The sequence below is a fragment of the Pseudomonas frederiksbergensis genome, assembly GCF_003732705.1.
Lineage (GTDB): Bacteria > Pseudomonadota > Gammaproteobacteria > Pseudomonadales > Pseudomonadaceae > Aquipseudomonas > Aquipseudomonas frederiksbergensis_F.
Genome location: NZ_MOBR01000027.1, coordinates 90,782 through 113,185 on the forward strand (window position 1 = coordinate 90,782; position 22,404 = coordinate 113,185).

Annotated in this window: 24 protein-coding genes and 2 pseudogenes; 16 read left to right on the plus strand and 10 right to left on the minus strand. The window is 61.3% G+C overall.

Annotated elements, in window-relative coordinates; all coding sequences use genetic code 11:
- Positions 1–6 precede the first annotated feature (6 nt).
- The 14 genes from BK667_RS24200 to phnP all read left to right on the plus strand — a co-directional run bounded on the left by BK667_RS24200 (position 7) and on the right by phnP (position 11,298).
- Positions 7–411, plus strand: coding sequence for a hypothetical protein (locus BK667_RS24200; protein WP_123510468.1), 405 nt, complete (start codon positions 7–9; stop codon positions 409–411).
- A gap of 314 nt (positions 412–725) precedes the next feature.
- On the plus strand, positions 726–1,559 hold the full coding sequence (gene phnC, locus BK667_RS24205) for a phosphonate ABC transporter ATP-binding protein (RefSeq protein ID WP_123599129.1): 834 nt from the start codon (positions 726–728) through the stop codon (positions 1,557–1,559).
- A 44-nt stretch (positions 1,560–1,603) separates the two neighbouring features.
- On the plus strand, positions 1,604–2,614 hold the full coding sequence (phnD, locus tag BK667_RS24210; RefSeq protein WP_123599130.1) for a phosphonate ABC transporter substrate-binding protein: 1,011 nt from the start codon (positions 1,604–1,606) through the stop codon (positions 2,612–2,614).
- A 168-nt stretch (positions 2,615–2,782) separates the two neighbouring features.
- Complete coding sequence (gene phnE, locus BK667_RS24215) at positions 2,783–3,565, plus strand: phosphonate ABC transporter, permease protein PhnE (RefSeq protein WP_123510473.1); 783 nt, start codon at positions 2,783–2,785, stop codon at positions 3,563–3,565.
- A gap of 37 nt (positions 3,566–3,602) precedes the next feature.
- On the plus strand, positions 3,603–4,307 hold the full coding sequence (phnF, locus tag BK667_RS24220; RefSeq protein WP_123599131.1) for a phosphonate metabolism transcriptional regulator PhnF: 705 nt from the start codon (positions 3,603–3,605) through the stop codon (positions 4,305–4,307).
- A gap of 14 nt (positions 4,308–4,321) precedes the next feature.
- Positions 4,322–4,768, plus strand: a complete 447-nt coding sequence (phnG, locus tag BK667_RS24225) for a phosphonate C-P lyase system protein PhnG (RefSeq protein WP_123510477.1) — start codon at positions 4,322–4,324, stop codon at positions 4,766–4,768.
- Entirely contained in the window at positions 4,768–5,358 is a 591-nt protein-coding gene (gene phnH / locus BK667_RS24230; protein ID WP_123599132.1) for a phosphonate C-P lyase system protein PhnH, read from the plus strand. The genes phnG and phnH overlap by 1 nt, the downstream gene beginning before the upstream one ends.
- Positions 5,358–6,434, plus strand: coding sequence for a carbon-phosphorus lyase complex subunit (locus tag BK667_RS24235; RefSeq protein WP_123599133.1), 1,077 nt, complete (start codon positions 5,358–5,360; stop codon positions 6,432–6,434). Before phnH ends, BK667_RS24235 begins: the two co-directional genes overlap by 1 nt.
- Positions 6,427–7,299, plus strand: coding sequence for an alpha-D-ribose 1-methylphosphonate 5-phosphate C-P-lyase PhnJ (locus BK667_RS24240; RefSeq protein WP_123510483.1), 873 nt, complete (start codon positions 6,427–6,429; stop codon positions 7,297–7,299). The genes BK667_RS24235 and BK667_RS24240 overlap by 8 nt, the downstream gene beginning before the upstream one ends.
- Positions 7,296–8,105, plus strand: coding sequence for a phosphonate C-P lyase system protein PhnK (gene phnK / locus BK667_RS24245; protein ID WP_123510485.1), 810 nt, complete (start codon positions 7,296–7,298; stop codon positions 8,103–8,105). Before BK667_RS24240 ends, phnK begins: the two co-directional genes overlap by 4 nt.
- 29 nt (positions 8,106–8,134) lie before the next feature.
- Positions 8,135–8,854 (plus strand): phosphonate C-P lyase system protein PhnL, encoded by a 720-nt coding sequence (phnL, locus tag BK667_RS24250; protein ID WP_123510487.1) that lies wholly within the window; start codon positions 8,135–8,137, stop codon positions 8,852–8,854.
- On the plus strand, positions 8,844–9,989 hold the full coding sequence (locus tag BK667_RS24255; protein WP_123510489.1) for an alpha-D-ribose 1-methylphosphonate 5-triphosphate diphosphatase: 1,146 nt from the start codon (positions 8,844–8,846) through the stop codon (positions 9,987–9,989). Before phnL ends, BK667_RS24255 begins: the two co-directional genes overlap by 11 nt.
- Positions 9,989–10,558, plus strand: coding sequence for a phosphonate metabolism protein/1,5-bisphosphokinase (PRPP-forming) PhnN (gene phnN, locus BK667_RS24260; protein ID WP_123599134.1), 570 nt, complete (start codon positions 9,989–9,991; stop codon positions 10,556–10,558). The genes BK667_RS24255 and phnN overlap by 1 nt, the downstream gene beginning before the upstream one ends.
- Positions 10,549–11,298, plus strand: coding sequence for a phosphonate metabolism protein PhnP (gene phnP, locus BK667_RS24265; protein ID WP_123599135.1), 750 nt, complete (start codon positions 10,549–10,551; stop codon positions 11,296–11,298). Before phnN ends, phnP begins: the two co-directional genes overlap by 10 nt.
- 10 nt (positions 11,299–11,308) lie before the next feature.
- Here the strand turns inward: phnP and BK667_RS24270 are convergent, their stop codons facing one another.
- From BK667_RS24270 to BK667_RS24280, 3 genes and pseudogenes are all read right to left on the minus strand, one after another.
- Positions 11,309–11,884 carry a PIN domain-containing protein gene (locus tag BK667_RS24270; RefSeq protein WP_123510495.1) on the minus strand — a complete coding sequence of 192 codons (576 nt, stop codon included), beginning with the start codon at positions 11,882–11,884 and terminating at the stop codon, positions 11,309–11,311.
- Entirely contained in the window at positions 11,881–12,348 is a 468-nt protein-coding gene (locus BK667_RS24275) for a helix-turn-helix domain-containing protein (protein WP_123510750.1), read from the minus strand. Before BK667_RS24275 ends, BK667_RS24270 begins: the two co-directional genes overlap by 4 nt.
- A 125-nt stretch (positions 12,349–12,473) precedes the next feature.
- Positions 12,474–12,707 (minus strand): annotated as a pseudogene (locus BK667_RS24280) (LysR family transcriptional regulator); the annotation flags it as partial.
- Positions 12,708–12,884: 177 nt separating this feature from the next.
- Here BK667_RS24280 and BK667_RS24285 point away from each other — a divergent pair.
- Positions 12,885–13,133 (plus strand): annotated as a pseudogene (locus BK667_RS24285) (type II toxin-antitoxin system HicB family antitoxin); the annotation flags it as partial.
- A gap of 135 nt (positions 13,134–13,268) precedes the next feature.
- Here the strand turns inward: BK667_RS24285 and BK667_RS24290 are convergent.
- On the minus strand, positions 13,269–14,474 hold the full coding sequence (locus tag BK667_RS24290) for an MFS transporter (protein ID WP_123599136.1): 1,206 nt from the start codon (positions 14,472–14,474) through the stop codon (positions 13,269–13,271).
- 235 nt (positions 14,475–14,709) lie between these two features.
- On the opposite strand from BK667_RS24290, the gene BK667_RS24295 reads away from it, so the two are divergent.
- Positions 14,710–15,333, plus strand: a complete 624-nt coding sequence (locus BK667_RS24295) for a DUF5666 domain-containing protein (protein ID WP_185058270.1) — start codon at positions 14,710–14,712, stop codon at positions 15,331–15,333.
- A 206-nt stretch (positions 15,334–15,539) separates the two neighbouring features.
- Here the strand turns inward: BK667_RS24295 and BK667_RS24300 are convergent, their stop codons facing one another.
- The 6 genes from BK667_RS24300 to BK667_RS24325 all read right to left on the minus strand — a co-directional run bounded on the left by BK667_RS24300 (position 15,540) and on the right by BK667_RS24325 (position 22,283).
- Positions 15,540–16,535 (minus strand): sulfate ABC transporter substrate-binding protein, encoded by a 996-nt coding sequence (locus BK667_RS24300; RefSeq protein ID WP_123599137.1) that lies wholly within the window; start codon positions 16,533–16,535, stop codon positions 15,540–15,542.
- A gap of 104 nt (positions 16,536–16,639) precedes the next feature.
- Positions 16,640–17,464, minus strand: a complete 825-nt coding sequence (locus BK667_RS24305) for an ion transporter (RefSeq protein ID WP_123599138.1) — start codon at positions 17,462–17,464, stop codon at positions 16,640–16,642.
- Positions 17,465–17,485: 21 nt separating this feature from the next.
- Positions 17,486–18,400, minus strand: a complete 915-nt coding sequence (locus BK667_RS24310; RefSeq protein WP_123510505.1) for an urea transporter — start codon at positions 18,398–18,400, stop codon at positions 17,486–17,488.
- Positions 18,401–18,538: 138 nt separating this feature from the next.
- Positions 18,539–19,954 carry a pyruvate kinase gene (gene pyk / locus BK667_RS24315; RefSeq protein ID WP_123599139.1) on the minus strand — a complete coding sequence of 472 codons (1,416 nt, stop codon included), beginning with the start codon at positions 19,952–19,954 and terminating at the stop codon, positions 18,539–18,541.
- Entirely contained in the window at positions 19,944–21,224 is a 1,281-nt protein-coding gene (locus BK667_RS24320; protein ID WP_123510509.1) for a glycerate kinase type-2 family protein, read from the minus strand. The genes pyk and BK667_RS24320 overlap by 11 nt, the downstream gene beginning before the upstream one ends.
- 165 nt (positions 21,225–21,389) lie before the next feature.
- Positions 21,390–22,283, minus strand: coding sequence for a 2-hydroxy-3-oxopropionate reductase (locus BK667_RS24325; protein WP_123599140.1), 894 nt, complete (start codon positions 22,281–22,283; stop codon positions 21,390–21,392).
- Positions 22,284–22,404: the final 121 nt, after the last annotated feature.

The following is a 22,404-nucleotide window of genomic DNA, read 5'->3' on the forward strand; positions in this document are numbered from 1 at the left end:
CGCCCCATGACCGCCATCGCTCGTATCACCCTGCTCAGTCTCGTCCTGGGGTTAAGCGCTTGTGCGGTCCAACGGCCACCTCACCAAACCCTGCCGCCGATCCCGCCATCGCAACCCAGCTCGACGCCGTCCCCGACGCCAACGCCGAGCAAGCCCAGTATCCCGGCCAAACCCGCCAAACCGCTGCCCCGCACCTCCGCCAGCTTCGCCCCGCCACCGGGGGGCAACAGCCATTGGGATGCGAAGATGGGCGTCTACGTGCTCGACGACCAACCCAACACCTTCTACCGCCAGCGCACCTACTACCGCTGGAACAACGGCTGGAGCCGCTCGATCAGCCCGAACGGGCCATGGGAAGACACCGACATCCATGGCGTGCCGGGTGGGTTGGGACGGCAGTTCGGGGAATAACGCAAACGCAAAGGCGACCTTCGGGTCGCCTTTTTTGTGCCTGTTGTAATGATCGTTCCCACGCTCTGCGTGGGAATGCAGCCCAGGACGCTCCGCGTCCCGTCAAAAGCCGAACGCGGAGCGTCCGTTGGGGCATTCTCACGCAGAGCGTGGGAACGATCATCGGGGGGGGCACCACTCAACCTTTCATCAAACCTTCATCAAATGGTTATTCCAGGGACTTGTGCAAGTCATAGGGCTGACATGCCCGGTGCCTAAAGTCGGTTGAACTCCACAGCGGCCAGGGACGGCTGTTCAACCTGACAGAGAAGCCCATGAACACAGCTATCCATGTCGATCATCTGAACAAGACCTTTGCGCGCAAGATCGCACTGGTCGACCTCGAACTCACCATCGCGACCGGTGAGATGGTCGCGCTGATTGGCGCTTCCGGCTCCGGCAAGTCCACCTTGTTGCGCCACCTCGCAGGCCTGGCCTGTTGCGATCGCAGCAACGGTGGCAGCGTCAAAGTGCTGGGCCGGGAAGTGCAGGCGTCCGGACGGTTGAATGGCAAGGTTCGGCGCTTGCGCGCTGACATCGGCTACATCTTCCAGCAGTTCAACCTGGTCAACCGCCTCAGCGTACTCGACAACGTGCTGCTCGGATGCCTGGGACGCATGCCGCGCTGGCGTGGCAATTTGAGTCTGTTCAATGCCCAGGAAAAACAGTTTGCCCTCGAATCCCTGGACCGCGTCGGCCTGGCTGATCTGGCGGCCCAGCGTGCGTCTACCTTGTCCGGCGGCCAGCAGCAACGCGTGGCGATTGCCCGCGCCCTGACTCAGCGCGCCGAAGTGATCCTGGCCGATGAGCCGATCGCCTCCCTCGACCCTGAGTCGGCGCGCAAGGTCATGGAAATCCTCGCCGACATCAACCGCCGCGACGGCAAGACCGTGGTGGTGACCCTGCATCAAGTCGATTACGCCACCCGCTATTGCCCCCGCGCCGTGGCGCTCAAGGGTGGGCGGATTCATTTCGACGGTCCTGCCGCCGACTTGAACAGCCAGTTCCTCAACGATTTGTACGGTGCCGACATCGACACCAGCCTGATGTTTTCCGACCAGACCCGCCGCCCCGAACCCACCACTCGGCTGGTGTTGGCTCGCGTTTGAACAACCCCGTTATTTCCCATGGCGCACCCCAAGGAATCCTTTCCATGTTGAACCGTATCGGTCGCGTTTTTGCTGGCGTCGCATTGCTCGCCAGCTGTGTGCTGGGCACCGCTCAGGCTGAAGAAAAAGCCATCAACTTCGGCATCATGTCCACCGAGTCTTCGCAGAACCTGAAGAGCATCTGGCAGCCGTTCCTCGACGATATGCAGCGCAAGACCGGGCTGAAGATCAACGCCACCTTCGCCTCCGACTACGCCGGCCTGATCCAGGGCATGCGCTTCAACAAGGTCGACGTCGCCTGGCTCGGCAACAAGGCCGCCATGGAAGCGGTTGACCGTTCCAACGGCGAAATCTTTGCCCAGACCGCTGCCGCCAATGGCGCCGCCGGCTACTGGAGCGTGCTGATCGTGCGCAAGGACAGCCCGATCAACTCCGTGGACGACATGCTGAAAAACGCCAAGTCCCTGACTTTCGGTAACGGCGATCCGAACTCCACCTCGGGCTATCTGGTGCCGGGCTACTACGTCTTCGCCAAGAACAACGTCGACGCCGCCACCGCGTTCAAGCGCACGCTGAACTCCAGCCATGAGGTCAACGCCTTGAGCGTGGCCAAGGGCCAATTGGACGTGGCGACCTTCAACACCGAAAGCTGGGATCGCCTGGAAGTCACCCAGCCGGACAAGGCTGCACAGCTCAAAGTGATCTGGAAATCACCGCTGATCCCCGCCGATCCACTGGTGTGGAGCAAAGCCCTGAGTGACAGCGAGAAGACCAAGATCCGCGATTTCATCTTCAGCTATGGCGACACCGACGAGGAAAAAGCCGTGCTCAAGGGCATGCAACTGGGCAAGTTCCTGGCCTCCAGCGACGACCAGTTGCTACCGATTCGCCAGCTCGAACTGTTCAAGCAGCGCACCACCATCAGTGCCGACACCAAGCTTGAAGCGGCGGACAAGGCCAAGCGCCTGGCGGAGATCGACGCTGAACTGGCCAAGCTGCAAGAGCGCATCACCTCGCTGGAAGCCACCAAGAAAACCACGGCTAACGCAGGCTGATACGCAGCGCGGTCCATGTGGGAGCGAGCTTGCTCGCGATGGCGTCGGGTCAGCCAACTTCAATGTTGAATGTAAGACCGCTATCGCGAGCAAGCTCGCTCCCACAGGGTTTTGTCCCCGCCATGAATTATGTGCATCGCCTCTTTGAACGCTTTTTAGAGATTTCTCATGACCACTCTGCACGCTGAAGCAGTCGGCAAGCACACCTGGCCGCAATACGTCGGTTGGGGCCTGTTCCTGGTCCTGCTGGCCTGGGCCTGGCACGGCGCCGAGATGAATCCGATGGCGCTGTACCGCGACTCTGGAAACATGGCGACTTTCGCCGCGGATTTCTTCCCGCCGGATTTCCATGAATGGCGTTCCTACCTCAAGGAAATGATCGTCACCGTGCAAATCGCCCTCTGGGGCACGGTGCTGGCGATTGTCTGCTCGGTGCCCCTGGGCATCCTCTGTTCGGAAAACATCACCCCGTGGTGGATTCACCAGCCCCTGCGCCGGGTGATGGATGCCTTCCGCTCGATCAATGAAATGGTCTTCGCGATGTTGTTCGTGGTGGCCGTCGGTTTGGGCCCGTTCGCCGGCGTCCTGGCACTGTGGATCAGCACCACCGGGGTGCTCGCCAAGTTGTTCGCCGAAGCGGTCGAGGCCATTGACCCAGGTCCGGTCGAAGGGGTTCGCGCCACCGGTGCCAGTGCCTTGCAGGAAGTGATCTACGGCGTGATCCCGCAAGTGATGCCGCTGTGGGTGTCCTACGCGCTCTACCGTTTCGAGGCCAACGTGCGCTCGGCGACGGTGGTGGGGATGGTCGGCGCTGGCGGCATCGGCGTGATCCTGTGGGAAAACATCCGCGCCTTTCAGTTCGTCCAGACCTGCGCGGTGCTGCTGGTGATCATCGTCGTGGTCAGCCTGATCGACATCCTGTCGCAACGCCTGCGCAAGCAGTTCATCTGATTTTCGGAGGGGTGCCCCTGGGCGCTTTTTTTTAAGCATGCAGTTGTCTAGACAAGATGAGCCGGTGTACCGCGAATTGGCCGACATCCTGCGCCGGGAGTTGGCGGACTATCAGGCCGGGGACTTCCTGCCGGCGGAGGTGCAACTGGCCGAGCGCTTCGGCGTCAACCGCCACACCTTGCGCCGCGCCATCGATGAGCTGGTGTTCGAAGGCAGCCTGCTGCGCCGCCAGGGCAAAGGCACGCAAGTGCTGGAACGACCGCTGATTTACCCGATGGCCGCCGACAGTGCTTACAGCCAATCCTTGTCGGCCCAAGGGTTGGGCGTCGAAGCCGTGCTGCTCAAGCGCCGCTACTGCTTCGCCAGCCGTGAAGAAGCGCAACACCTGGGGCTGGCCGAGATGGCGCCAATGATCGAATTGCAGACCCTGCGCAAGCTCGATCACCAACCGGTCAGCCTGATCCGCCATCGCTACTGCGCCAGTCATGCGCCGCTGCTCGCGGAGTACACCGGCGGTTCCCTGCGCCAGTACTTGAGCGAACGGGACCTTCCGCTGACCCGCACCCTGAGCCTGATCGGCGCCCGTTTACCCAGCCGCGAAGAAGCCGCGCTGCTGATGATGCCCCGGCATTTGCCGGCGCTGAGTGTGTTCACCCTTTCCCGCGACCGCGACGGCCGCCCGGTGGAGCTGGCCCAGTCCACCAGCCGTTCGGATCGCTTCCAGTACCAGGTCGTCACCTGATGGAGAACTCAACGATGAACCCTGCTTCTCAAACCGAGCGCCAGCACTGGATCGGCGTGCTGGCCCGTGCCCGCCGCAGCGAATTGTTGCCCTTTGAAAATGCGTTGCGCGATGTCGAGTACCAGATGATCCGCGCCCCGGAAATCGGCATGACCCTGGTTCGCGGTCGCATGGGCGGCAACGGCGCGCCATTCAACGTCGGCGAAATGAGCGTGACCCGTTGCGTGGTGCGCCTGGCGGATGGCCGCACCGGTTACAGCTACCTGGCGGGGCGCGACAAGGCCCATGCCGAATTGGCCGCCCTGGCTGACGCGCATTTGCAGGGCGCGCAACAGCGCCATTGGTTCGATCAAGTGATCACGCCACTGGCCAGCGCCCAAGCCGAACGCCAGGCCCGAAAAGCCGCGGACACTGCCGCCACCAAAGTCGAATTCTTCACCCTCGTGCGAGGCGAAAACTGATGAACCCACAGCTGTTGCAACCGGCGTTTACCGACTCGGTGCTGGACGCCCAACGGAGTTTTCGTGCCGCGCTCAACGCGCTGGCCGGCCCCGGTGTGATCCAGACCCTGCACGCCACGCCGAGCCTTGAAGGCCTGGCGCCGGCCACTTATGCGTTGTGCCTGGCCTTGCTGGATGTCGATACACCGCTGTGGCTGGCGCCGTCCTTCGACACGCCAACGATCCGCGCCAACCTCGCGTTCCACTGCGGCTGCGCGCTGACTACCCGGCGAGATGCCGCGAGTTTTGCCTTGCTCGGCGCCGACGACTTGCTCGATCTCAGCGGCTTCGATCTGGGCAATGACCGCTACCCGGATCAGTCCTGCACCTTGCTGGTCCAGCTGTCGCGACTTGACGGCGGGGCAGGGCTGGACTGGCGCGGGCCGGGCATCGAACACGCCAACCCGGTGAGCCTGCCCGTGGCCGACGGCTTCTGGCGCGAGCGTGAACGGCGCAATGAATTTCCCCGTGGGCTGGACCTGTTTTTCACCGCAGGGCATGACCTGATCGGCCTGCCGCGCAGCGCCCGCATTACACAGGAGCGTGTCTGATGTACGTAGCCGTCAAGGGTGGCGAACAGGCCATCGACAATGCCCACCGTCTGCTGGCGAAAAAACGCCGGGGCGATACCTCGGTCCCAGAACTGGACGTCGAGCAGATTCGCCAGCAACTGCCGCTGGCGGTGGCGCGAGTGATGAGTGAAGGCTCGCTGTACGACGAAGAACTCGCCGCGCTCGCCATCAAGCAAGCGGCGGGGGATCTGGTGGAAGCGATCTTCCTGCTGCGCGCCTATCGCACCACGTTGCCGCGTTTCAGCCCGAGCCTGCCGATCGACACCGCCAACATGCAGCTCAGCCGTCGTCTGTCCGCCACCTTCAAGGACGTCCCCGGCGGCCAATTGCTCGGGCCGACCTTCGACTACACCCATCGCCTGCTGGACTTCGCACTGCTGGCCGACGGCGAATACCCGGGGCCAAAAACCACCCCGGACGCCAGCCTCGAACCCTGCCCACGAGTCCTGGGTTTGCTGGCCAAGGAAGGCTTGATCAAGACCGAAACCGACAACCGCGACAGCGTGGCGGACATCACCCGCGACCCGCTGGAACTGCCCGCCAGCCGTGCCCAGCGCTTACAAGCCCTGGCCCGTGGCGATGAAGGTTTTCTGCTGGCGCTGGGCTATTCCACCCAACGGGGTTATGGCCGCAACCATCCGTTTGCCGGCGAGATTCGCATCGGCGACGTGGAGGTGTGGATCGACCCCGAGGAGCTGGGTTTCCCGATCAACCTGGGCAGCATCGAAGTGACCGAGTGCGAGATGGTCAATCAGTTCGTCGGTTCGGCCACCGAACTGGCGCAGTTCACGCGCGGCTACGGTCTGGCCTTCGGGCATGCCGAGCGCAAGGCCATGGGCATGGCCCTGGTGGATCGCGCGTTGCGGGCCGGCGAGTACAACGAAGAAATCGTGTCCCCGGCACAGCAGGAAGAGTTCGTGCTGATGCACTGCGACAACGTCGAGGCCGCCGGTTTTGTCTCGCACCTCAAATTACCGCACTACGTGGACTTCCAGGCCGAATTGGAGTTGATCCGCAAACTGCGCAAACCCGTCGAGGGCAGCAAGCATGAATGACCTGACTCAGTTGCCCCTACGCGACGCGGCGTACAACTTCGCCTACCTTGATGAGCAGACCAAACGCATGATCCGCCGCGCCTTGCTCAAAGCCGTGGCCATCCCCGGTTACCAGGTGCCGTTCGGTGGCCGGGAGATGCCATTGCCTTACGGCTGGGGCACCGGCGGCATGCAATTGACCGCTGCGATTCTGGGCGCCGACGACGTGCTCAAGGTCATCGACCAGGGCGCGGACGACACCACCAACGCCGTGTCGATCCGCCGCTTCTTCGCCCGCACCGCTGGCGTCGCCACCACCGAAAGCACACCGGACGCGACAGTGATCCAGACCCGTCACCGGATCCCGGAAACGCCGCTGCATGCCGGTCAGGTCATGGTCTATCAGGTGCCGATCCCGGAGCCGTTGCGCTTTATCGAGCCCTCGGAAACCGAGACCCGGACCATGCACGCCCTCAACGATTACGGGGTCATGCACGTCAAGCTCTACGAGGACATCGCCACCTTCGGCCACATCGCCACGGCCTATGCGTACCCGGTGATGGTCGATGAACGCTATGTGATGGACCCTTCGCCGATCCCCAAATTCGACAACCCGAAACTCGACATGAGCCCGGCACTGATGCTGTTCGGTGCCGGCCGCGAAAAGCGTTTGTACGCGGTGCCGCCGTTCACCCGGGTCACCAGCCTCGACTTCGAGGATCACCCGTTCGAAGCGCAGAAATGGGAGGAGTGCTGCGCCATTTGTGGCAGCCGCGAGTCGTTCCTCGACGAACTGATCATCGACGACGCCGGGACCCAGAGCTTTGTCTGTTCCGACACCTATTACTGCGCCCAGCGCGTCAGCCAGCAGGAGCAGAACCAATGAACCAGGCGCTGAAAAACCAACACGCCCACGTCGCCGTCGAGCCGTTGCTGCGGGTGCGCGATCTGTCGCTGCTGTATGGCCTGGAGAAGGGCTGCCAGAACGTCAGTTTTGATCTGTATCCCGGCGAAGTGCTGGGGATTGTCGGTGAGTCCGGCTCGGGTAAATCGACCTTGCTCTCGTTGCTCAGCGGGCGCTTGCCGCCTCAGCGCGGCAGCATCGGTTACCGCGACAAACAAGGCGACTGGCTCGATTTGTACAGCGCCAGCGAAGCCGAGCGACGGACCTTGTTGCGCACCGAATGGGGTTTTGTCGAACAGAACCCGCGAGACGGTCTGCGCATGGGGGTTTCCGCTGGTGCCAACATCGGCGAACGCCTGATGGCCCAGGGTGTGCGCAATTACCAGCAACTGCGCGGCGCCGGTCTCGACTGGCTGAGCCAGGTGGAAATCGACCCACAGCGCATCGATGACTTGCCCCGGACCTTTTCCGGCGGCATGCAACAGCGGCTGCAAATTGCCCGCAACCTGGTGTCGAGCCCGCGCCTGGTGTTCATGGACGAACCGACGGGCGGACTCGACGTGTCGGTGCAGGCTCGCTTGCTCGACTTGTTGCGCGGGTTGGTGCGGGAACTGGACCTGGCGGTGGTAATCGTCACCCACGACCTGGCGGTGGCCCGTTTGCTGGCGGATCGGCTGATGGTAATGCGTCGTTCGTGGGTGGTGGAAACCGGCCTGACCGACCAGATCCTCGACGACCCACAGCACCCTTACTCCCAACTGCTGGTGTCTTCGGTGTTGCAGCCGTGAAGCCCCGTCCATCTGTGGAAACCCGAGCGATGAATACCTTGATCGAGGTCCGTGGCCTCTCGAAAACCTTCACCCTGCATCAACAGCATGGAGTGGTCCTGAATGTGCTGAGCGGGGTGGATTTCAGCGTGGCCGGTGGCGAATGCCTGGTGCTGCATGGCCAGTCCGGCGCCGGCAAAAGCACCTTGCTGCGCACCCTGTATGGCAATTATCTGCCGGCGGGCGGCAGCATCCGCGTGCAGCACGACGGTCATTGGCTGGAACTGGTAGGCGCCGAGCCGCGAGACATTTTGCAGGTACGCCAGCGCACCCTGGGCTATGTCAGTCAGTTTTTGCGGGTGATCCCTCGCGTCGCCTGTCTGGACATTGTGATGGAGCCAGCCCTGGCCCGTGGCTGGTCCCGGTCCCTCGCGCAATCCCGTGCCGAGTTGTTGTTGAGCCGACTGAATATTCCCGAACGTCTCTGGCAACTGGCTCCCGGTACTTTTTCCGGCGGCGAGCAGCAGCGGGTCAACATCGCTCGCGGTTTTATGGTGGCCTGGCCGGTGATGTTGCTCGACGAACCCACCGCCTCCCTGGACGACACCAATCGCCAAGTGGTGCTGGAACTGATGAACGAAGCGAAAGAGGCCGGTGCCGCGTTGATCGGCATCTTCCATGACCGCACTGCTCGGGAGGCGGTTGCCGATCGCCATCTCGACATGACTCCAGCCGCTGTGAACCACGAGGAATTCGCCAATGTCCGCTGAACAGATCCTCAGCAATGCCCGACTGGTCACCGCTGACCGTGTATTCCTCGGCAGCGTGGTGCTGCGCGACGGCATGATCGCCGAGGTCACCGAAGGCCCGAGCCGACTGCCCCAGGCCCAGGACCTTAACGGTGATTTCCTGTTGCCGGGCCTGGTGGAATTGCACACCGACAACCTGGAAAAGCACATGACCCCACGTCCCGGCGTGGACTGGCCCTCGACCTCGGCAGTGCTCAGTCATGATGCGCAAATCATTGCGGCCGGCATCACCACGGTGTTCGACGCCGTGTCCATCGGCGATGTGAATCCCAAAGGCAATCGCATGCAGAAATTGCCGGCGATGCTGGAGGCGATTTCCAGCGCTTCCGACGCCGGGCTGACCCGCGCCGAACACCGCCTGCACCTGCGTTGCGAGCTGTGCCACCCGGACACCCTCAGTGTGTTCCGTGATCTGGTGCAGCATCCGTTGGTGCAACTGGTGTCGGTGATGGACCACTCGCCAGGCCAGCGTCAATTTGTCCTGGAGTCCAAGTATCGTGAGTACTACATGGGCAAATATCACCTGACGACCACCCTGATGGATGAGTTCATCGTCCTGCAAAAGGCCAACTCCCTGAAGTACAGCAACCGCTACCGGGCAGCGATTGTCGAGCATTGCCTGGCCCTGGGCCTGTCGGTGGCCAGCCATGACGACGCGACCCTGGCGCACGTCGAAGAGTCGGCGCGCTACGGCATGACCATCGCCGAGTTCCCGACCACCCACGAGGCGGCCCGTGGCAGCCAGCAATTGGGCATGAAAGTGTTGATGGGCGCGCCGAACATCGTCCGTGGCGGGTCCCACTCGGGTAACGTGGCCGCTGCCGATCTGGCCAGCGCCGGATTGTTGGATATCCTCTCCAGCGACTACTACCCGGCGAGTTTGCTGCAAGCGGCGTTTTTGCTGGCGGCTCAGGACAATGACTGCGACTTGGCGCAGGCGGTCGGCATGGTCAGCCTCGCGCCGGCCAGGGCGGCGGGGCTGAGTGATCGCGGCGAGATTGCCCCCGGTTTGCGCGCGGACCTGGTGCAAGCCAGGAGCCAGGACGGCTTGCCGGTGGTTCAACAAGTCTGGCGACAAGCGAAGAGGGTGTTTTGATGGCGGGCAGGTTGATCTATCTCATCGGGCCATCAGGCTCGGGCAAGGACAGCCTGCTGGATGCCGCACGGGTGCCGTTGGCCGAACGCGGCTGCCGCATCGTGCGGCGGGTCATCACCCGTTCGGCGGAAGCGGTGGGGGAGGCGGCGTTGGGCGTCAGTGCGCACCAATTCGCCGAAATGCAGGCCCAGGGCGCGTTTGCCCTGAGCTGGCAGGCCAATGGCCTGGCCTACGGCATCCCCCGGGAAATCGACGATTGGCTGGCGGCGGGGCAGGATGTGCTGGTCAATGGTTCGCGGGGGTATTTGCCCCAGGTTCGACAGCACTATCCGCGGCTGCTGGTGCTGTTGCTGAGCGTCGATCAAGCGGTGCTGCGCCAGCGGTTGCTGGCGCGGGGGCGTGAATCCGTCGCCGAAATTGATGGGCGATTGGCGCGCAATGCACGTTTCAGTGAGCGCCTGCTGGCCGACCACGATCCAGCCCTGCACCTGATCGACAACTCCGGGCCGCTGGCGCTCACGGTCGAGCGCTTACTGGCCTGCGTCGATGGGCAAACCGCATGCGCCTGACCTTATTGGGCACCGGTGATGCGCGACAGGTGCCGGTCTACGGATGCGCCTGTGTCGCTTGTGACCAGGCTCGCCACGATGAGCGGCACCGACGTCGGCCTTGCAGCGCGTTGGTCGAATGTGGCGACCAACGCTGGTTGATCGACAGCGGTCTGCCGGACCTCACCGAACGCTTCGCGCCCCACAGCTTCAACGGCATCTTCCAGACCCACTACCACGCCGATCATGCCCAGGGCCTGCTGCATCTGCGCTGGGGCCAGGGCCTGGTGATCCCAGTGCATGGCCCGGTGGACCCGGAAGGCCTGGCCGACCTCTACAAACATCCCGGCATCCTCGATTTCAGCCAACCGTTCGAGGCGTTCGAAACCCGGCAATTCGGCCCACTCAACGTTACGGCGCTACCGCTGCAACACTCCAAACCCACCCTCGGTTACCTGTTGGAAGGCGAGGAACGACGAATCGCCTACCTCACCGACACCGTCGGCCTGCCACCTGCCACCACACAATGGCTGCAACGCACGCCCCTCGATGTGCTGGTGCTCGACTGCTCGATACCGCCACAACCCCAGGCACCGCGTAACCACAACGACCTGACCCTGGCGTTGCAGTGCATCGATGAACTGAAACCGCAGTTGGCGGTGCTGACGCATGTTGGTCATACGCTGGATGCGTGGTTGCTTGAGCGCCGTGGTGAGTTGCCGGGGGATGTCAGGGTTGGGTTTGATGGCTGTGTGCTCTAGCGGAGACGCTTCAAAGAATCGCCCGATAGTTGGTCAATACCTTGCTCGACTGAACCATCCCTTGGCGCAACAGGAGATCGAGATAAGTGCTGACATCCATGGGCGGCATTTTCAACTGCTTGCGCTGGCGTTGGGCTGCGGCCACGACAGCTGCCGGGTCCAGGTCAAACAGGTTTTCGACGAACTCATCAGGGTGCTGTGCCTCGATGCCAAATGGCGCCAGTTCGGTGCAGGGGAAGTCTTTTTGATTGAAGGTGACGATGACGCTGGCGTTGCAGCGAATAGCGGCTGCCAGGACATGACGGTCATTCATGTCCGGCAGCGTCAACCCTTTCACAAGGTTTTCGTAACCTGTGACACAGGCATCGGGGATGGCCTGATCCATTAGTTCGGAGGTTCGATCCAGTTGTTCGGCTGTCAGGTCCGGGCGGTTCTTCAACAGATTTCGTTTCCATTCGTTGTGTATCTCCAATGACCATCGCGCCCGGAAACGTCCTGAGAGCGCAAGCCACATCAGGAAATCTCTCAAAGGGGCGGGGTACAAAACACATGCGTCATATACAGCGGTAAACGGGGAATGCCTCACTCGTATCCTGTCCTTAACGCTTGTGCTTGCTCGGCGAGTAGCGTCATTGCCTGCTCGCTGGCGGTGTCGCGCCGGTTTTTATAATCCATCAAATCGGCAAAGCGCACACGTCGGTGCTTGCCTGTTTTGTGGTAGGACAACTCGCCGGACTCCAGCAGTTTGATGAGGTGCGGGCGTGAGACGTTGAGCAGGTCCGCCGCTTCCTGGGTCGTCAGTTCCGCGTGGACCGGTACGACTTTGACGGCGTTGCCTTCTGCCAATGCCGCCAGGATATCGACCAGTAAACGCAGCGCCGACGTGGGCAGTTCGACGCTGTGGGCTTCGTTCTGCTCGTCGAATATCTGAATGCGCTGGGTTTCGAATTGAGTCGCGAGATAGGCGGTGAGGGCGCGCTGGCCTTCGATGGCAGCCTGGACTTCGCGCGCCATGGGCAGGTTGATCGGGGGATGGATGACTAAAGACATGATGGTTTCCAACATTCAAAGTAGCGATGCTGGAAAGGCTATTCGAATCAAACGAAAATCGCAATAAACGAAACTGAAGTCTTGTTTAAGACTCTTTTGCCATCAAGGCCTGAACATCGGCGGCGTTGGCTTCCTTCGATGACGTGCTTGGTGGCACGGTCGAAAAAAGCCAGCCCGGCTTCTGTTGGGGTCAGGCCTCGTGTCGAGCGCAATAGCAGTTGCACGGCGAGGCGGGTTTGCAGTTGCATGATGGTTTTCGACACGGCGGGCTGGTCGATATTCAGGCGTCGGGCTGCCGCGGAAAACGCACCGGTTTCCACCACGTAGACGAAGGTTTCCATGGCGCCGAGGCGGTTCATCTGAAGTCCTTGTAATGATCAAATGTGGGAGCAAGCTCGCTTGGATGTTTAGACTTGAAGGATTCATTCTTCAAGGGAATGCGGCGTATCACATTCTGCAAAACAACGTGAACAGAGCTCACAGCATTTTTGTGATGCAGTGGCGGCTGATCAAACGGATGCCTTGAGAGAGACGTTATGCACTATCCAATTTGTATCGAATGGGGCGATGAGTCGACCGCAGTCGGTATAGAAATCCCGGATATCCCTGGTGCTGCGACTGCGGGGGATACATTTGAGGAGGCTTACAGCGCTGCCGTCGAAATTGCTCATTTCTTGCTGCAAAGGATGCAGGCGGATGGTTTGGATTTTCCGATGCCGACCCCGTTGGGTATGCATCTGGAAAATCCTGAGTTTGTGGGTCGAGGCTGGGGAATGTTGACGATTTGAACATTATGGAGGCAGGTAGATCGCTTTCGCGGGCAAGTCGGATCGCCGCCCGCTCGCTCCTACAGGGTTCACGGTAATTCCTGTAGGAGCGAGCGGGCGGCGATCCGACTTGCCCGCGAAGCTCTTAGCGATTTATGCCGTTGCCAAGGAAGGCTCTTTTGACACACTCAAAAACCGCACCAGCGCCAACAACGGAAACGCACTACCGACAATCACGATCCACAACCAGCCGCCCTGTTCATACACCGCACTGGCCACCGAAGAACCAAACGCGCCGCCGATGAAGATGCTGGTCATGTACAGCGCATTCAAGCGGCTGCGGCTTTTGGCGTCGAGGGCGTAGACCGCACGTTGGCCCAAGACCATGTTCATCTGCACGCAGAAGTCGAGCACCACGCCGGTGACGGCCAGGCCGATGACGCTGTAGATCGGATGGATGAACGCCGGCAGGAAACTCAGGCTGGCGAACACCAGGGCCAGCAGCGACGCGATGCGGGTGTGGCCGGCATCGGCCAGGCGACCGGCAATGGGCGCGGCAATCGCACCGATGGCGCCGACCAGGGCGAAGATCGCGATCTGGGTTTGGCTCAGGCCGTGATTGCGCGCCAGTTCCAGTGGCACGGCGGTCCAGAACAGGCTGAACGTGGCGAACATGCAACCCTGGTAAAACGCCCGCTGACGCAACACCGGTTGTTGACGCAGCAAAGTCCACAGCGAACCGAGCAACTGGCCGTAGGAAGCGCTGTGATCAGGCTGGCGCTTGGGGATCGTCAACGCCAGCACGATGCTGATCGCCGCCATCAACGCCGCCGCAATGATGAACATTGCCCGCCAGCCGAAGTGATCAGCCACCACGCTGGACACCGGACGCGCCAGCAAAATACCCAGCAGCAAACCGCCCATGATCCCGCCGACCACCCGGCCGCGAGATTCTTCCGGCGCCAGGTGTGCGGCCAAGGGAATCAGGATTTGCACCGAGACGGAACTGAAGCCCACCAACAGCGAGATCAACAGAAACACGTTGGGTTGATCAGTAAACGCCGCACCCAGCAGGCTGGCAATTGCCACCACTGTGGTGATGATCATCAGCTTGCGGTTTTCCAGCAGGTCACCCAGCGGCACCAGAAAGAACAGGCCCAGTGCATAGCCGATCTGGGTCAGCGAAACGATGAAGCTGGCCATGGTGCTGGTCAGGCCGATGTCCGGCGCGATCAGGCCGATGATCGGCTGGGCGTAATAGATATTGGCAACGATGGCGCCGCAGCAGAAGGCGAACAACATCACCATGCCTTTGGTCATTGTCGTAGCGCTGTGGGGCGCCTGAGTCGCTGGTTTCATAACGTGTCTCGCTAAACAAAAGAGGATGCGCGCAGGCTAAAGGGCTGACCAAAACGGCGGAAGAGAGGTTGAAGTGATAGTAATCATTCCATTGCGGAATGAGTGACGGACGCGTGTGATGTCCGCTGAAGAACCTTGCGTCAAAACATTGAGGTCAGATGATACATTCACTTACATCTTGTTCGATAGCGTGCTTATGTTCCCACTTCACGTTTCATAACAGGAAGGCACTTCCATGAATGCGATGTTTCGTCACCTGATTCGCAATGCGTCAGCGGTTACCTTGATCAGCTTGTTCACGGCGGGTGCCGTTCAGGCTGCCGATGCGCCAGCTATGCGCATTCGCGGCGAGATCACCGGCGTCAGCGCCGACACGTTGAAAGTCCACGCCAAAAATGGCGACAACCTGGTCATCAACCTGACCAAGGACACCCAGGTTCGCGCGGTCACCCTGGCTAATATCGAAGACATCAAGCCCGGCAGTTACATCGGCTCGGCGGCGATTCCCCAGCAAGACGGAACCCTCAAGGCCCTGGAAGTCCACGTCTTCCCGCCGGAACTGGCGGGCAGCGGCGACGGCCATCGACCTTTTGATTTGGCCAAGGGCAGCAGCATGACCAATGGCAGCGTCGGTGATCTGGTGGTCAGCAATGGCCGGACGCTGACGGTCAACTACAAGGGCGGCCAGCAGAAGATTCTGGTGCCGGAGGATGTGCCGATTGTGAACCTGGCACCGGGGGACCGCAGCTTGCTCAAGGTTGGGGTGAAGATCGTGACGTCCGTGACGAAAAGTGCGGACGGGACGCTGACGGCGCAGTCGATTTCTGCCGGCAAGGATGGCGTGACACCGCCGATGTAACCCCCGTAACCGATCGTTCCCACGCGCAGCAAAGGAATGCCTCAATGGACGCTCTGCGTCCGCTGTTGGGACGCGGAGCGTCCCGGGCTGCATTCCCACGCAGAGCGTGGGAACGATCAAATCCCTGTGGGAGCGGACTCAAGTCTTGTGTCCGGGCACAAAAAAGGCGACCTCCGCAGGTCGCCTTTTTCATCGCCGCTCAGCCCTTACTGCGCATAAATCTGATCAAAGATCCCGCCATCATTGAAGTGGGTCTTCTGCACGGTGCGCCAGTCACCGAACGTCTTCTCTACCGACAAGAAATCCACCTTCGGGAAACGATCGGTGTATTTAGCCAAAACAGCCGGATCCCGCGGACGCAGGTAGTTCGCCGCGGCAATTTCCTGACCTTCCGGCGACCACAGGTATTTCAGGTATTCCTCCGCTGCTGCGCGAGTGCCTTTCTTGTCGACGGTTTTATCGACCACCGACACCGGTGGCTCGGCTTCAGCAGAAACGCTCGGGTAGATCACTTCAAACTGGTCGCGACCAAACTCGCGGGCAATCATTTCCGCTTCGTTTTCGAAGGTCACCAGCACGTCGCCGATCTGGTTGGTCATGAAGGTGGTGGTGGCTGCACGGCCACCGGTATCGAGCACCGGTGCTTGTTTGAACAGTTTGCCGACGAAGGCTTTGGCTTTGTTTTCATCGCCGCCGTTTTTCAGCACGTAGCCCCAGGCCGAGAGGTAGGTGTAGCGGCCGTTGCCCGAGGTTTTCGGGTTTGGCACGATCACCTGGACGCCGTCCTTGAGCAAATCGGGCCAGTCTTTCAGGGCTTTCGGGTTGCCTTTACGCACGATGAACACCGTGGTGGAGGTGAACGGCGCGCTGTTGTTCGGCAGGCGGGTGACCCAGTTGTCCGGGACCAGTTTGCCGTTGTCTGCCAGGGCGTTGATGTCGGTGGCCATGTTCATGGTGATGACGTCAGCCGGCAGGCCATCGATCACCGAGCGCGCCTGTTTGCTGGAGCCGCCGAAGGACATCTGCAGGGTGATGTTTTCGTTGTGCTCGGCTTGCCAGTGTTTCTGGAACGCAGTGTTGTAGTCCTTGTAGAAATCGCGCATCACGTCGTAGGAAACGTTAAGCAGGGTCGGTGCTGCTTGAGCCACGCTGGTCAGTGCCAGGCCAGCGGCCAGAAGTGAGGCGCCAAAGAGTTTTTTCACTGCGCATTCCTTGTTCTAAATAGGTGTTTTTATTAAAAGTGAGGCAATTTGCCACGACTATAGCCGGGCCCGCATAGTCCTTTAAAGATTAAAAAGCACTTTGCTTATTCCAGTTTCTTAAACAGCGCGTTGCCACATCGCGAGCAAAACGCTGCGCCATGCTCGTGACTGTTTTTCTTGCACACCGGGCAGTCGTGTTGAAGCTGTTCGCCGCGCATGGCGTTGGCCAGTTCGGCGGTGAAAATCCCGGTCGGCACGGCGATGATCGAGTAACCGGTGATCATCACCAGCGACGAAATCACCTGGCCCAGCGGCGTCTTCGGCACGATATCGCCGAAGCCCACGGTGGTCAGCGTCACGATAGCCCAATAGATGCCTTTGGGAATGCTGGTGAAGCCGTGTTCCGGGCCTTCGATCACGTACATCAACGTACCGAACACCGTCACCAGCGTGCAGACGCTGACCAGAAACACCACGATCTTCTGCTTGCTGCCGCGCAACGCGGACATCAAATAGTTGGCTTGCTTGAGGTACGGGCTGAGCTTGAGCACGCGGAAAATCCGCAGCATCCGAATGATTCGAATGATCAGCAAGTACTGCGCATCGGCGTAATACAGCGCGAGGATGCCGGGCACGATCGCCAGTAAATCCACCAGCCCATAAAAGCTGAACGCATAGCGCAATGGCTTGGGCGAGCAGTACAGGCGCAGGCCGTACTCGATGGCGAAGATGATGGTGAAGCCCCACTCGATGTACGCCAGCACATCGGCGTAGTTCTGGTGGATCGCGTCGATGCTGTCGAGCATCACAATCACAATGCTGGCAAGGATGATCAACAGCAGGATGCCGTCGAAACGCCGCCCGGCCTTGGTGTCGCTCTGGAAAACCATGACGTAAAGGTCTTCACGCCAGTTTTTGCTGCTGTCCATGGATAACGCCTGAACCGAGAATCAGCGAAGCCTAGGTTGATTCTCCCCGGTAGCGCAAGGCGCACGGTCTTTGGCGGCTTGGCGCAGTACGCGAATCCCGGCGCGAATCAGCCAGCAGGCGAGGATGAACGGCGCGGTCAGCGTGCTCAGACCCACTGCGGCGAACCCCGGCGTGAGCAACACCGCCAGCACAATCCCCAGCAGCGGCAGCCAGGGTTGGCGGCGGACCTGGCTGAAGGCGAGGGCGGCGAGTACCGGGTTGTAGCTGCTCAAACCCAGCAGCGCGCTGGACGTTTCGTGATGCAGCAGGGCGAAGCCGAGGCCGCTCAGCGAACCCAACAATGCCCAGCAAAAGGCGCGGCGATCGGCGATCAGCAAACCCACGGCAATCAGCGCACCCGCCAGTGGATGACCGAGAAACATGACCTGGCCCAGGCCTTTGAATGACGCGGCGATCACGTTCACGGTGTTCATTTCAATCAGCGGCGCCGGGTGCTGGGGCGCGGCGAAGGCGAGCAGCATCCAGCTCAGGCCCACGAACGGCGCGGTGTAAGCCGGCAAGCAATGGTGATCCCGGCAGCGCTTGAGCCATTGTTCGGTCAGCATCGCACTCAGGCCACCGCAGGCGATGATCAGGGGCGGCAACAACGCGGACCAGGGGAAATACAGGCTCAGCAGCAACCCGAGCAAGACACCGTTGTAGCTGAACATCCCGGCCTGACGATCAGCCTTGGCATAGCCGCGACGTTGCGCGGTGAGCAACCCGGCGACCCCGCCCAGCAGCGCACCGCCGAGCAGCGTCGGTGCGGTAAAAAGAATCGCCAACAGGCACAGCAGACCGCACAGCGGATGGCGCTGGAGGAAGATCTGACTGAAACCGTTGAGCAGGGCAGTGGCCCAGTCGGGGCAGTGGGTGTTGAAGTGGTTGGCAGGCATGATAAGGGTCGTTCAGTACAGATCGTTCCCACGCTCTGCGTGGGAATGCCTCAATGGACGCTCTGCGTCTGCTCTTGGGACGCAGAGCGTCCCGGGCTGCATTCCCACGCGGAGCGTGGGAACGATCATCGGGTGGGGTTAAATCAACGTTTCGATTCGCAACGAATTAGTCGACCCCGGCTGCCCAAACGGCACACCCGCAGTAATCAACAACGTGTCCCCGCGCTGCGCCATGCCCTGCGCCTGAGCAATCTCCAGCGCCGTCGAACACACCTCGTCCACCTGGCGCAGCCGATCATTCACCACAGAGTGCACGCCCCACGCCACGGTCAAACGCCGCGCGGTTTGCAGGTTCGGCGTCAGGTTCAGAATCGGCACCGTCGGCCGTTCCCGAGCCGCACGCAGACTCGACGTCCCGGACTCGCTGTAGTTCACCAGCACCGCCACCGGCAGCACATTGCTGATGCGCCGGATTGCACAACTGATCGCGTCGGAAACGGTGGCTTCAGCCTTTGGCCGGCTCACGTCCAGTTGTGTCTGATAATCCGGACCATTCTCTACCTGACGAATGATCTTGCTCATCATCTGCACGGCTTCCAGCGGGTATTCGCCGGACGCGGTTTCCGCCGACAGCATCACCGCATCCGCGCCTTCAGCCACGGCGTTGGCAACGTCAGTCACCTCCGCGCGAGTCGGCGCAGGAGAGAAGCGCATCGACTCGAGCATCTGCGTCGCCACCACCACCGGTTTCCCGAGTTCGCGGCAAACGGTGATGATGTTTTTCTGAATCTGCGGCACGCTTTCGGCCGGCACTTCCACGCCCAGATCACCGCGAGCGACCATGATCGCGTCGCTCAATTCTGCGATTTCCCGCAGTTGAGTGACCGCCGACGGCTTCTCGATCTTGGCCATCAAAAACGCTTTGTCGCCGATCAGTGCGCGAGCTTCGCGAATGTCTTCCGGGCGCTGGACAAACGACAGCGCGACCCAGTCCACACCCAGCTCCAGACCGAAGCTCAAGTCCCGGCGATCCTTGGCCGTGAGCGGGCTCAGGTCGAGCACCGCTTGCGGTACGTTTACGCCTTTGCGGTCCGACAACTCGCCGCCATTGAGCACGGTGGTGTCGATCGCGTCGGTGTACTTGGTCACCACCCGCAGACGCAACTTGCCGTCGTCCAGCAGCAGGTCCATGCCCGGTTCAAGTGCGGCGATGATTTCCGGGTGCGGCAGGTTGATCCGGCGTTCATCCCCCGGTGTCGGATCGAGGTCCAGACGCAGGGCCTGGCCGCGATGCAGTTGCACCTTGCCTTCGGCAAACTTGCCGACCCGCAGTTTCGGGCCTTGCAGGTCCATCAGAATCCCCAGCGGGTAATTCAACTGGCGCTCGACTTCACGAATCCACTGATAACGCTGCGCATGGTCAGCGTGATCGCCGTGGCTGAAATTCAACCGGAAGATGTTGACCCCGGCCTCGACCAACTCGCGGATGTCATCGATCCCGTCGGTAGCCGGGCCGAGGGTGGCGAGGATTTTGACCTTTTTATCAGGCGTCATGTTGTGTGCTCTCGAGGATCAGGATGGCGCGGAAGTCGTTGACGTTGGTGCGGGTCGGCTCGGTGACGATCAGGGCGTCCAGCGCCTCGAAATAGCCGTAGCCATTGTTGTTGTCCAACTCGTCGCTGGCGCTCAAGCCGAGGGCAGCGGCGCGGGCGTAGCTGTCCGGGGTCATGATCGCGCCGGCGTTGTCTTCGGAACCGTCGATGCCATCGGTGTCGCCGGCCAGGGCGTAGACGCCGGGCAGGCCTTTGAGGCTGTCGGTCAGGCTCAGCAGGAACTCGGCGTTACGCCCGCCGCGACCATTGCCGCGTACGGTGACCGTGGTTTCGCCGCCGGACAGAATCACGCACGGCGCCGCCAATGGCTGGCCATGCAAAACGATCTGCCGGGCGATGCCGGCGTGGACCTTCGCCACCTCCCGGGATTCGCCTTCCAGGTCACCGAGGATCAGCGGACTGAAACCGGCCTGACGGCATTTCACCGCTGCCGCTTCGAGGGATTGCTGCGGGCGGGCGATCAATTGGAAATGACTGCGGGCCAGGCTCGGGTCGCCGGGTTTGACGGTTTCCGACTCGGGGCTTTGCAGCCAGGTGCGCACCGAGGCCGGGACTTCGATGCTGTAGCGCTTGAGGATCGCCAGGGCTTCGGCGCAGGTGCTCGGGTCGGCCACGGTTGGGCCGGAAGCGATCACCGTGGCCAGGTCGCCCGGCACATCGGAAATCGCGTAGGTATAAACAGTAGCGGGCCAGCAGGCCTTGCCCAGGCGTCCGCCCTTGATCGCCGAGAGGTGCTTGCGCACACAGTTCATCTCGCCGATGGTCGCGCCGGATTTGAGCAGGGCTTTGTTGATCGATTGTTTGTCGGCGAGGGTGATGCCTTGTGCTGGCAGGGCGAGCAGCGCCGAGCCACCGCCGGAGAGCAGGAAGATCACGCGGTCGTCTTCGGTCAGGTTGCTGACCAGTTCGAGCACGCGTTTGGCCACGGCCAATCCAGCCGCATCTGGAACAGGGTGCGCGGCTTCGACCACTTCGATTTTTTCGCACGGGGCGCCGTGGCCGTAGCGGGTCACGACGAGGCCCGATACTTCGCCCTGCCAGCAGCGTTCGACCACTTGGGCCATGGCCGCCGCGGCTTTGCCGGCGCCGATCACGATCACGCGACCGCTGCGATCTTTGGGTAAATGGGCTTCAAGGACTTGCTGCGGATGGGCCGCGTCGATGGCTGTGGCAAACAGCTCGCGCAGCAGATGTTGCGGATCGACCGACATGGCGGGCTCCCAATCTTATTGTTCTTGGTATGGTGCTAATGATCGTTCCCACGCTCCGCGTGGGAATGCAGCCCGGGACGCTCCGCGTCCCTTCCGAAGCGGACGCGGAGCGTCCATTGAGGCATTCCCACGCGGAGCGTGGGAACGATCAGTGCCGCAAAGGGCTTATTTTTTATCGCGAATCGAGAAATTGGCCATGTGTTCCAGGCCCTTGATCAGCGCCGAGTGGTCCCAGTTGCTGCCGCCGATGGCCGCGCAGGTGCTGAACACTTGCTGGGCATTGGCGGTGTTCGGCAAGTTGATGTTCAGTTCGCGGGCGCCTTGCAGGGCCAGGTTCAGGTCCTTCTGGTGCAGGCTGATGCGGAAGCCTGGGTCGAAGGTGCCTTTGATCATGCGCTCGCCGTGTACTTCGAGGATCTTCGACGAAGCGAAACCGCCCATCAGCGCTTCACGGACCTTGGCTGGGTCAGCACCGTTTTTCGAAGCGAACAGCAGCGCTTCGGCAACAGCCTGGATGTTCAGCGCGACGATGATCTGGTTCGCCACTTTCGCGGTTTGACCGTCGCCGTTGCCGCCCACCAGGGTGATGTTCTTGCCCATGGCCTGGAACAGCGGCAAGGCGCGTTCGAAGGCGTCGGCATCACCGCCGATCATGATGCTCAGGCTCGCGGCTTTGGCGCCGACTTCACCGCCGGACACCGGCGCGTCGAGGTATTGGGCGCCTTTTTCGTTGATCTTGGCGGCGAACGCTTTGGTGGCGGTCGGCGAGATCGAGCTCATGTCGATCACCACTTTGCCTTTGCCGACACCGGCGGCGATCCCGTCGGCGCGGAACAGCACGTCATCGACCTGCGGGGTATCCGGCACCATGATGATGATGAATTCAGCTTCTTGCGCGACTTCTTTCGGGTTCGCCAGGGCGACGGCGCCGCCGGCAATCAGATCAGCCGGGGCGGCGTCGTGGTGTGCCGACAGGAACAGGCTGTGACCGGCTTTCTGCAGGTTCAACGCCATTGGGTGGCCCATGATGCCGGTGCCGATAAATCCGATTTTAGCCATGAGAAAATCCTCTTGTTTTTATGCTGCTTCAAGCAAATAGGGGAGTGCTTCTATGTGGGAGCGAGCCTGCTCGCGAATGCGGTGGAACATTCAATATCCGTGTTGACGGAACCACCGCATT

Bases quoted from the DNA above. Each gene is read 5' to 3' on its own strand.
- BK667_RS24200 (WP_123510468.1), top strand. From the start codon at position 7: ATGACCGCCATCGCTCGTATCACCCTGCTCAGTCTCGTCCTGGGGTTA.
- phnC (WP_123599129.1), top strand. From the start codon at position 726: ATGAACACAGCTATCCATGTCGATCATCTGAACAAGACCTTTGCGCGC.
- phnD (WP_123599130.1), top strand. From the start codon at position 1,604: ATGTTGAACCGTATCGGTCGCGTTTTTGCTGGCGTCGCATTGCTCGCC.
- phnE (WP_123510473.1), top strand. From the start codon at position 2,783: ATGACCACTCTGCACGCTGAAGCAGTCGGCAAGCACACCTGGCCGCAA.
- phnF (WP_123599131.1), top strand. From the start codon at position 3,603: ATGCAGTTGTCTAGACAAGATGAGCCGGTGTACCGCGAATTGGCCGAC.
- phnG (WP_123510477.1), top strand. From the start codon at position 4,322: ATGAACCCTGCTTCTCAAACCGAGCGCCAGCACTGGATCGGCGTGCTG.
- phnH (WP_123599132.1), top strand. From the start codon at position 4,768: ATGAACCCACAGCTGTTGCAACCGGCGTTTACCGACTCGGTGCTGGAC.
- BK667_RS24235 (WP_123599133.1), top strand. From the start codon at position 5,358: ATGTACGTAGCCGTCAAGGGTGGCGAACAGGCCATCGACAATGCCCAC.
- BK667_RS24240 (WP_123510483.1), top strand. From the start codon at position 6,427: ATGAATGACCTGACTCAGTTGCCCCTACGCGACGCGGCGTACAACTTC.
- phnK (WP_123510485.1), top strand. From the start codon at position 7,296: ATGAACCAGGCGCTGAAAAACCAACACGCCCACGTCGCCGTCGAGCCG.
- phnL (WP_123510487.1), top strand. From the start codon at position 8,135: ATGAATACCTTGATCGAGGTCCGTGGCCTCTCGAAAACCTTCACCCTG.
- BK667_RS24255 (WP_123510489.1), top strand. From the start codon at position 8,844: ATGTCCGCTGAACAGATCCTCAGCAATGCCCGACTGGTCACCGCTGAC.
- phnN (WP_123599134.1), top strand. From the start codon at position 9,989: ATGGCGGGCAGGTTGATCTATCTCATCGGGCCATCAGGCTCGGGCAAG.
- phnP (WP_123599135.1), top strand. From the start codon at position 10,549: ATGCGCCTGACCTTATTGGGCACCGGTGATGCGCGACAGGTGCCGGTC.
- BK667_RS24275 (WP_123510750.1), bottom strand. From the start codon at position 12,348: ATGTCTTTAGTCATCCATCCCCCGATCAACCTGCCCATGGCGCGCGAA.
- BK667_RS24290 (WP_123599136.1), bottom strand. From the start codon at position 14,474: ATGAAACCAGCGACTCAGGCGCCCCACAGCGCTACGACAATGACCAAA.
- BK667_RS24295 (WP_185058270.1), top strand. From the start codon at position 14,710: ATGAATGCGATGTTTCGTCACCTGATTCGCAATGCGTCAGCGGTTACC.
- BK667_RS24305 (WP_123599138.1), bottom strand. From the start codon at position 17,464: ATGGACAGCAGCAAAAACTGGCGTGAAGACCTTTACGTCATGGTTTTC.
- BK667_RS24310 (WP_123510505.1), bottom strand. From the start codon at position 18,400: ATGCCTGCCAACCACTTCAACACCCACTGCCCCGACTGGGCCACTGCC.
- pyk (WP_123599139.1), bottom strand. From the start codon at position 19,954: ATGACGCCTGATAAAAAGGTCAAAATCCTCGCCACCCTCGGCCCGGCT.
- BK667_RS24320 (WP_123510509.1), bottom strand. From the start codon at position 21,224: ATGTCGGTCGATCCGCAACATCTGCTGCGCGAGCTGTTTGCCACAGCC.
- BK667_RS24325 (WP_123599140.1), bottom strand. From the start codon at position 22,283: ATGGCTAAAATCGGATTTATCGGCACCGGCATCATGGGCCACCCAATG.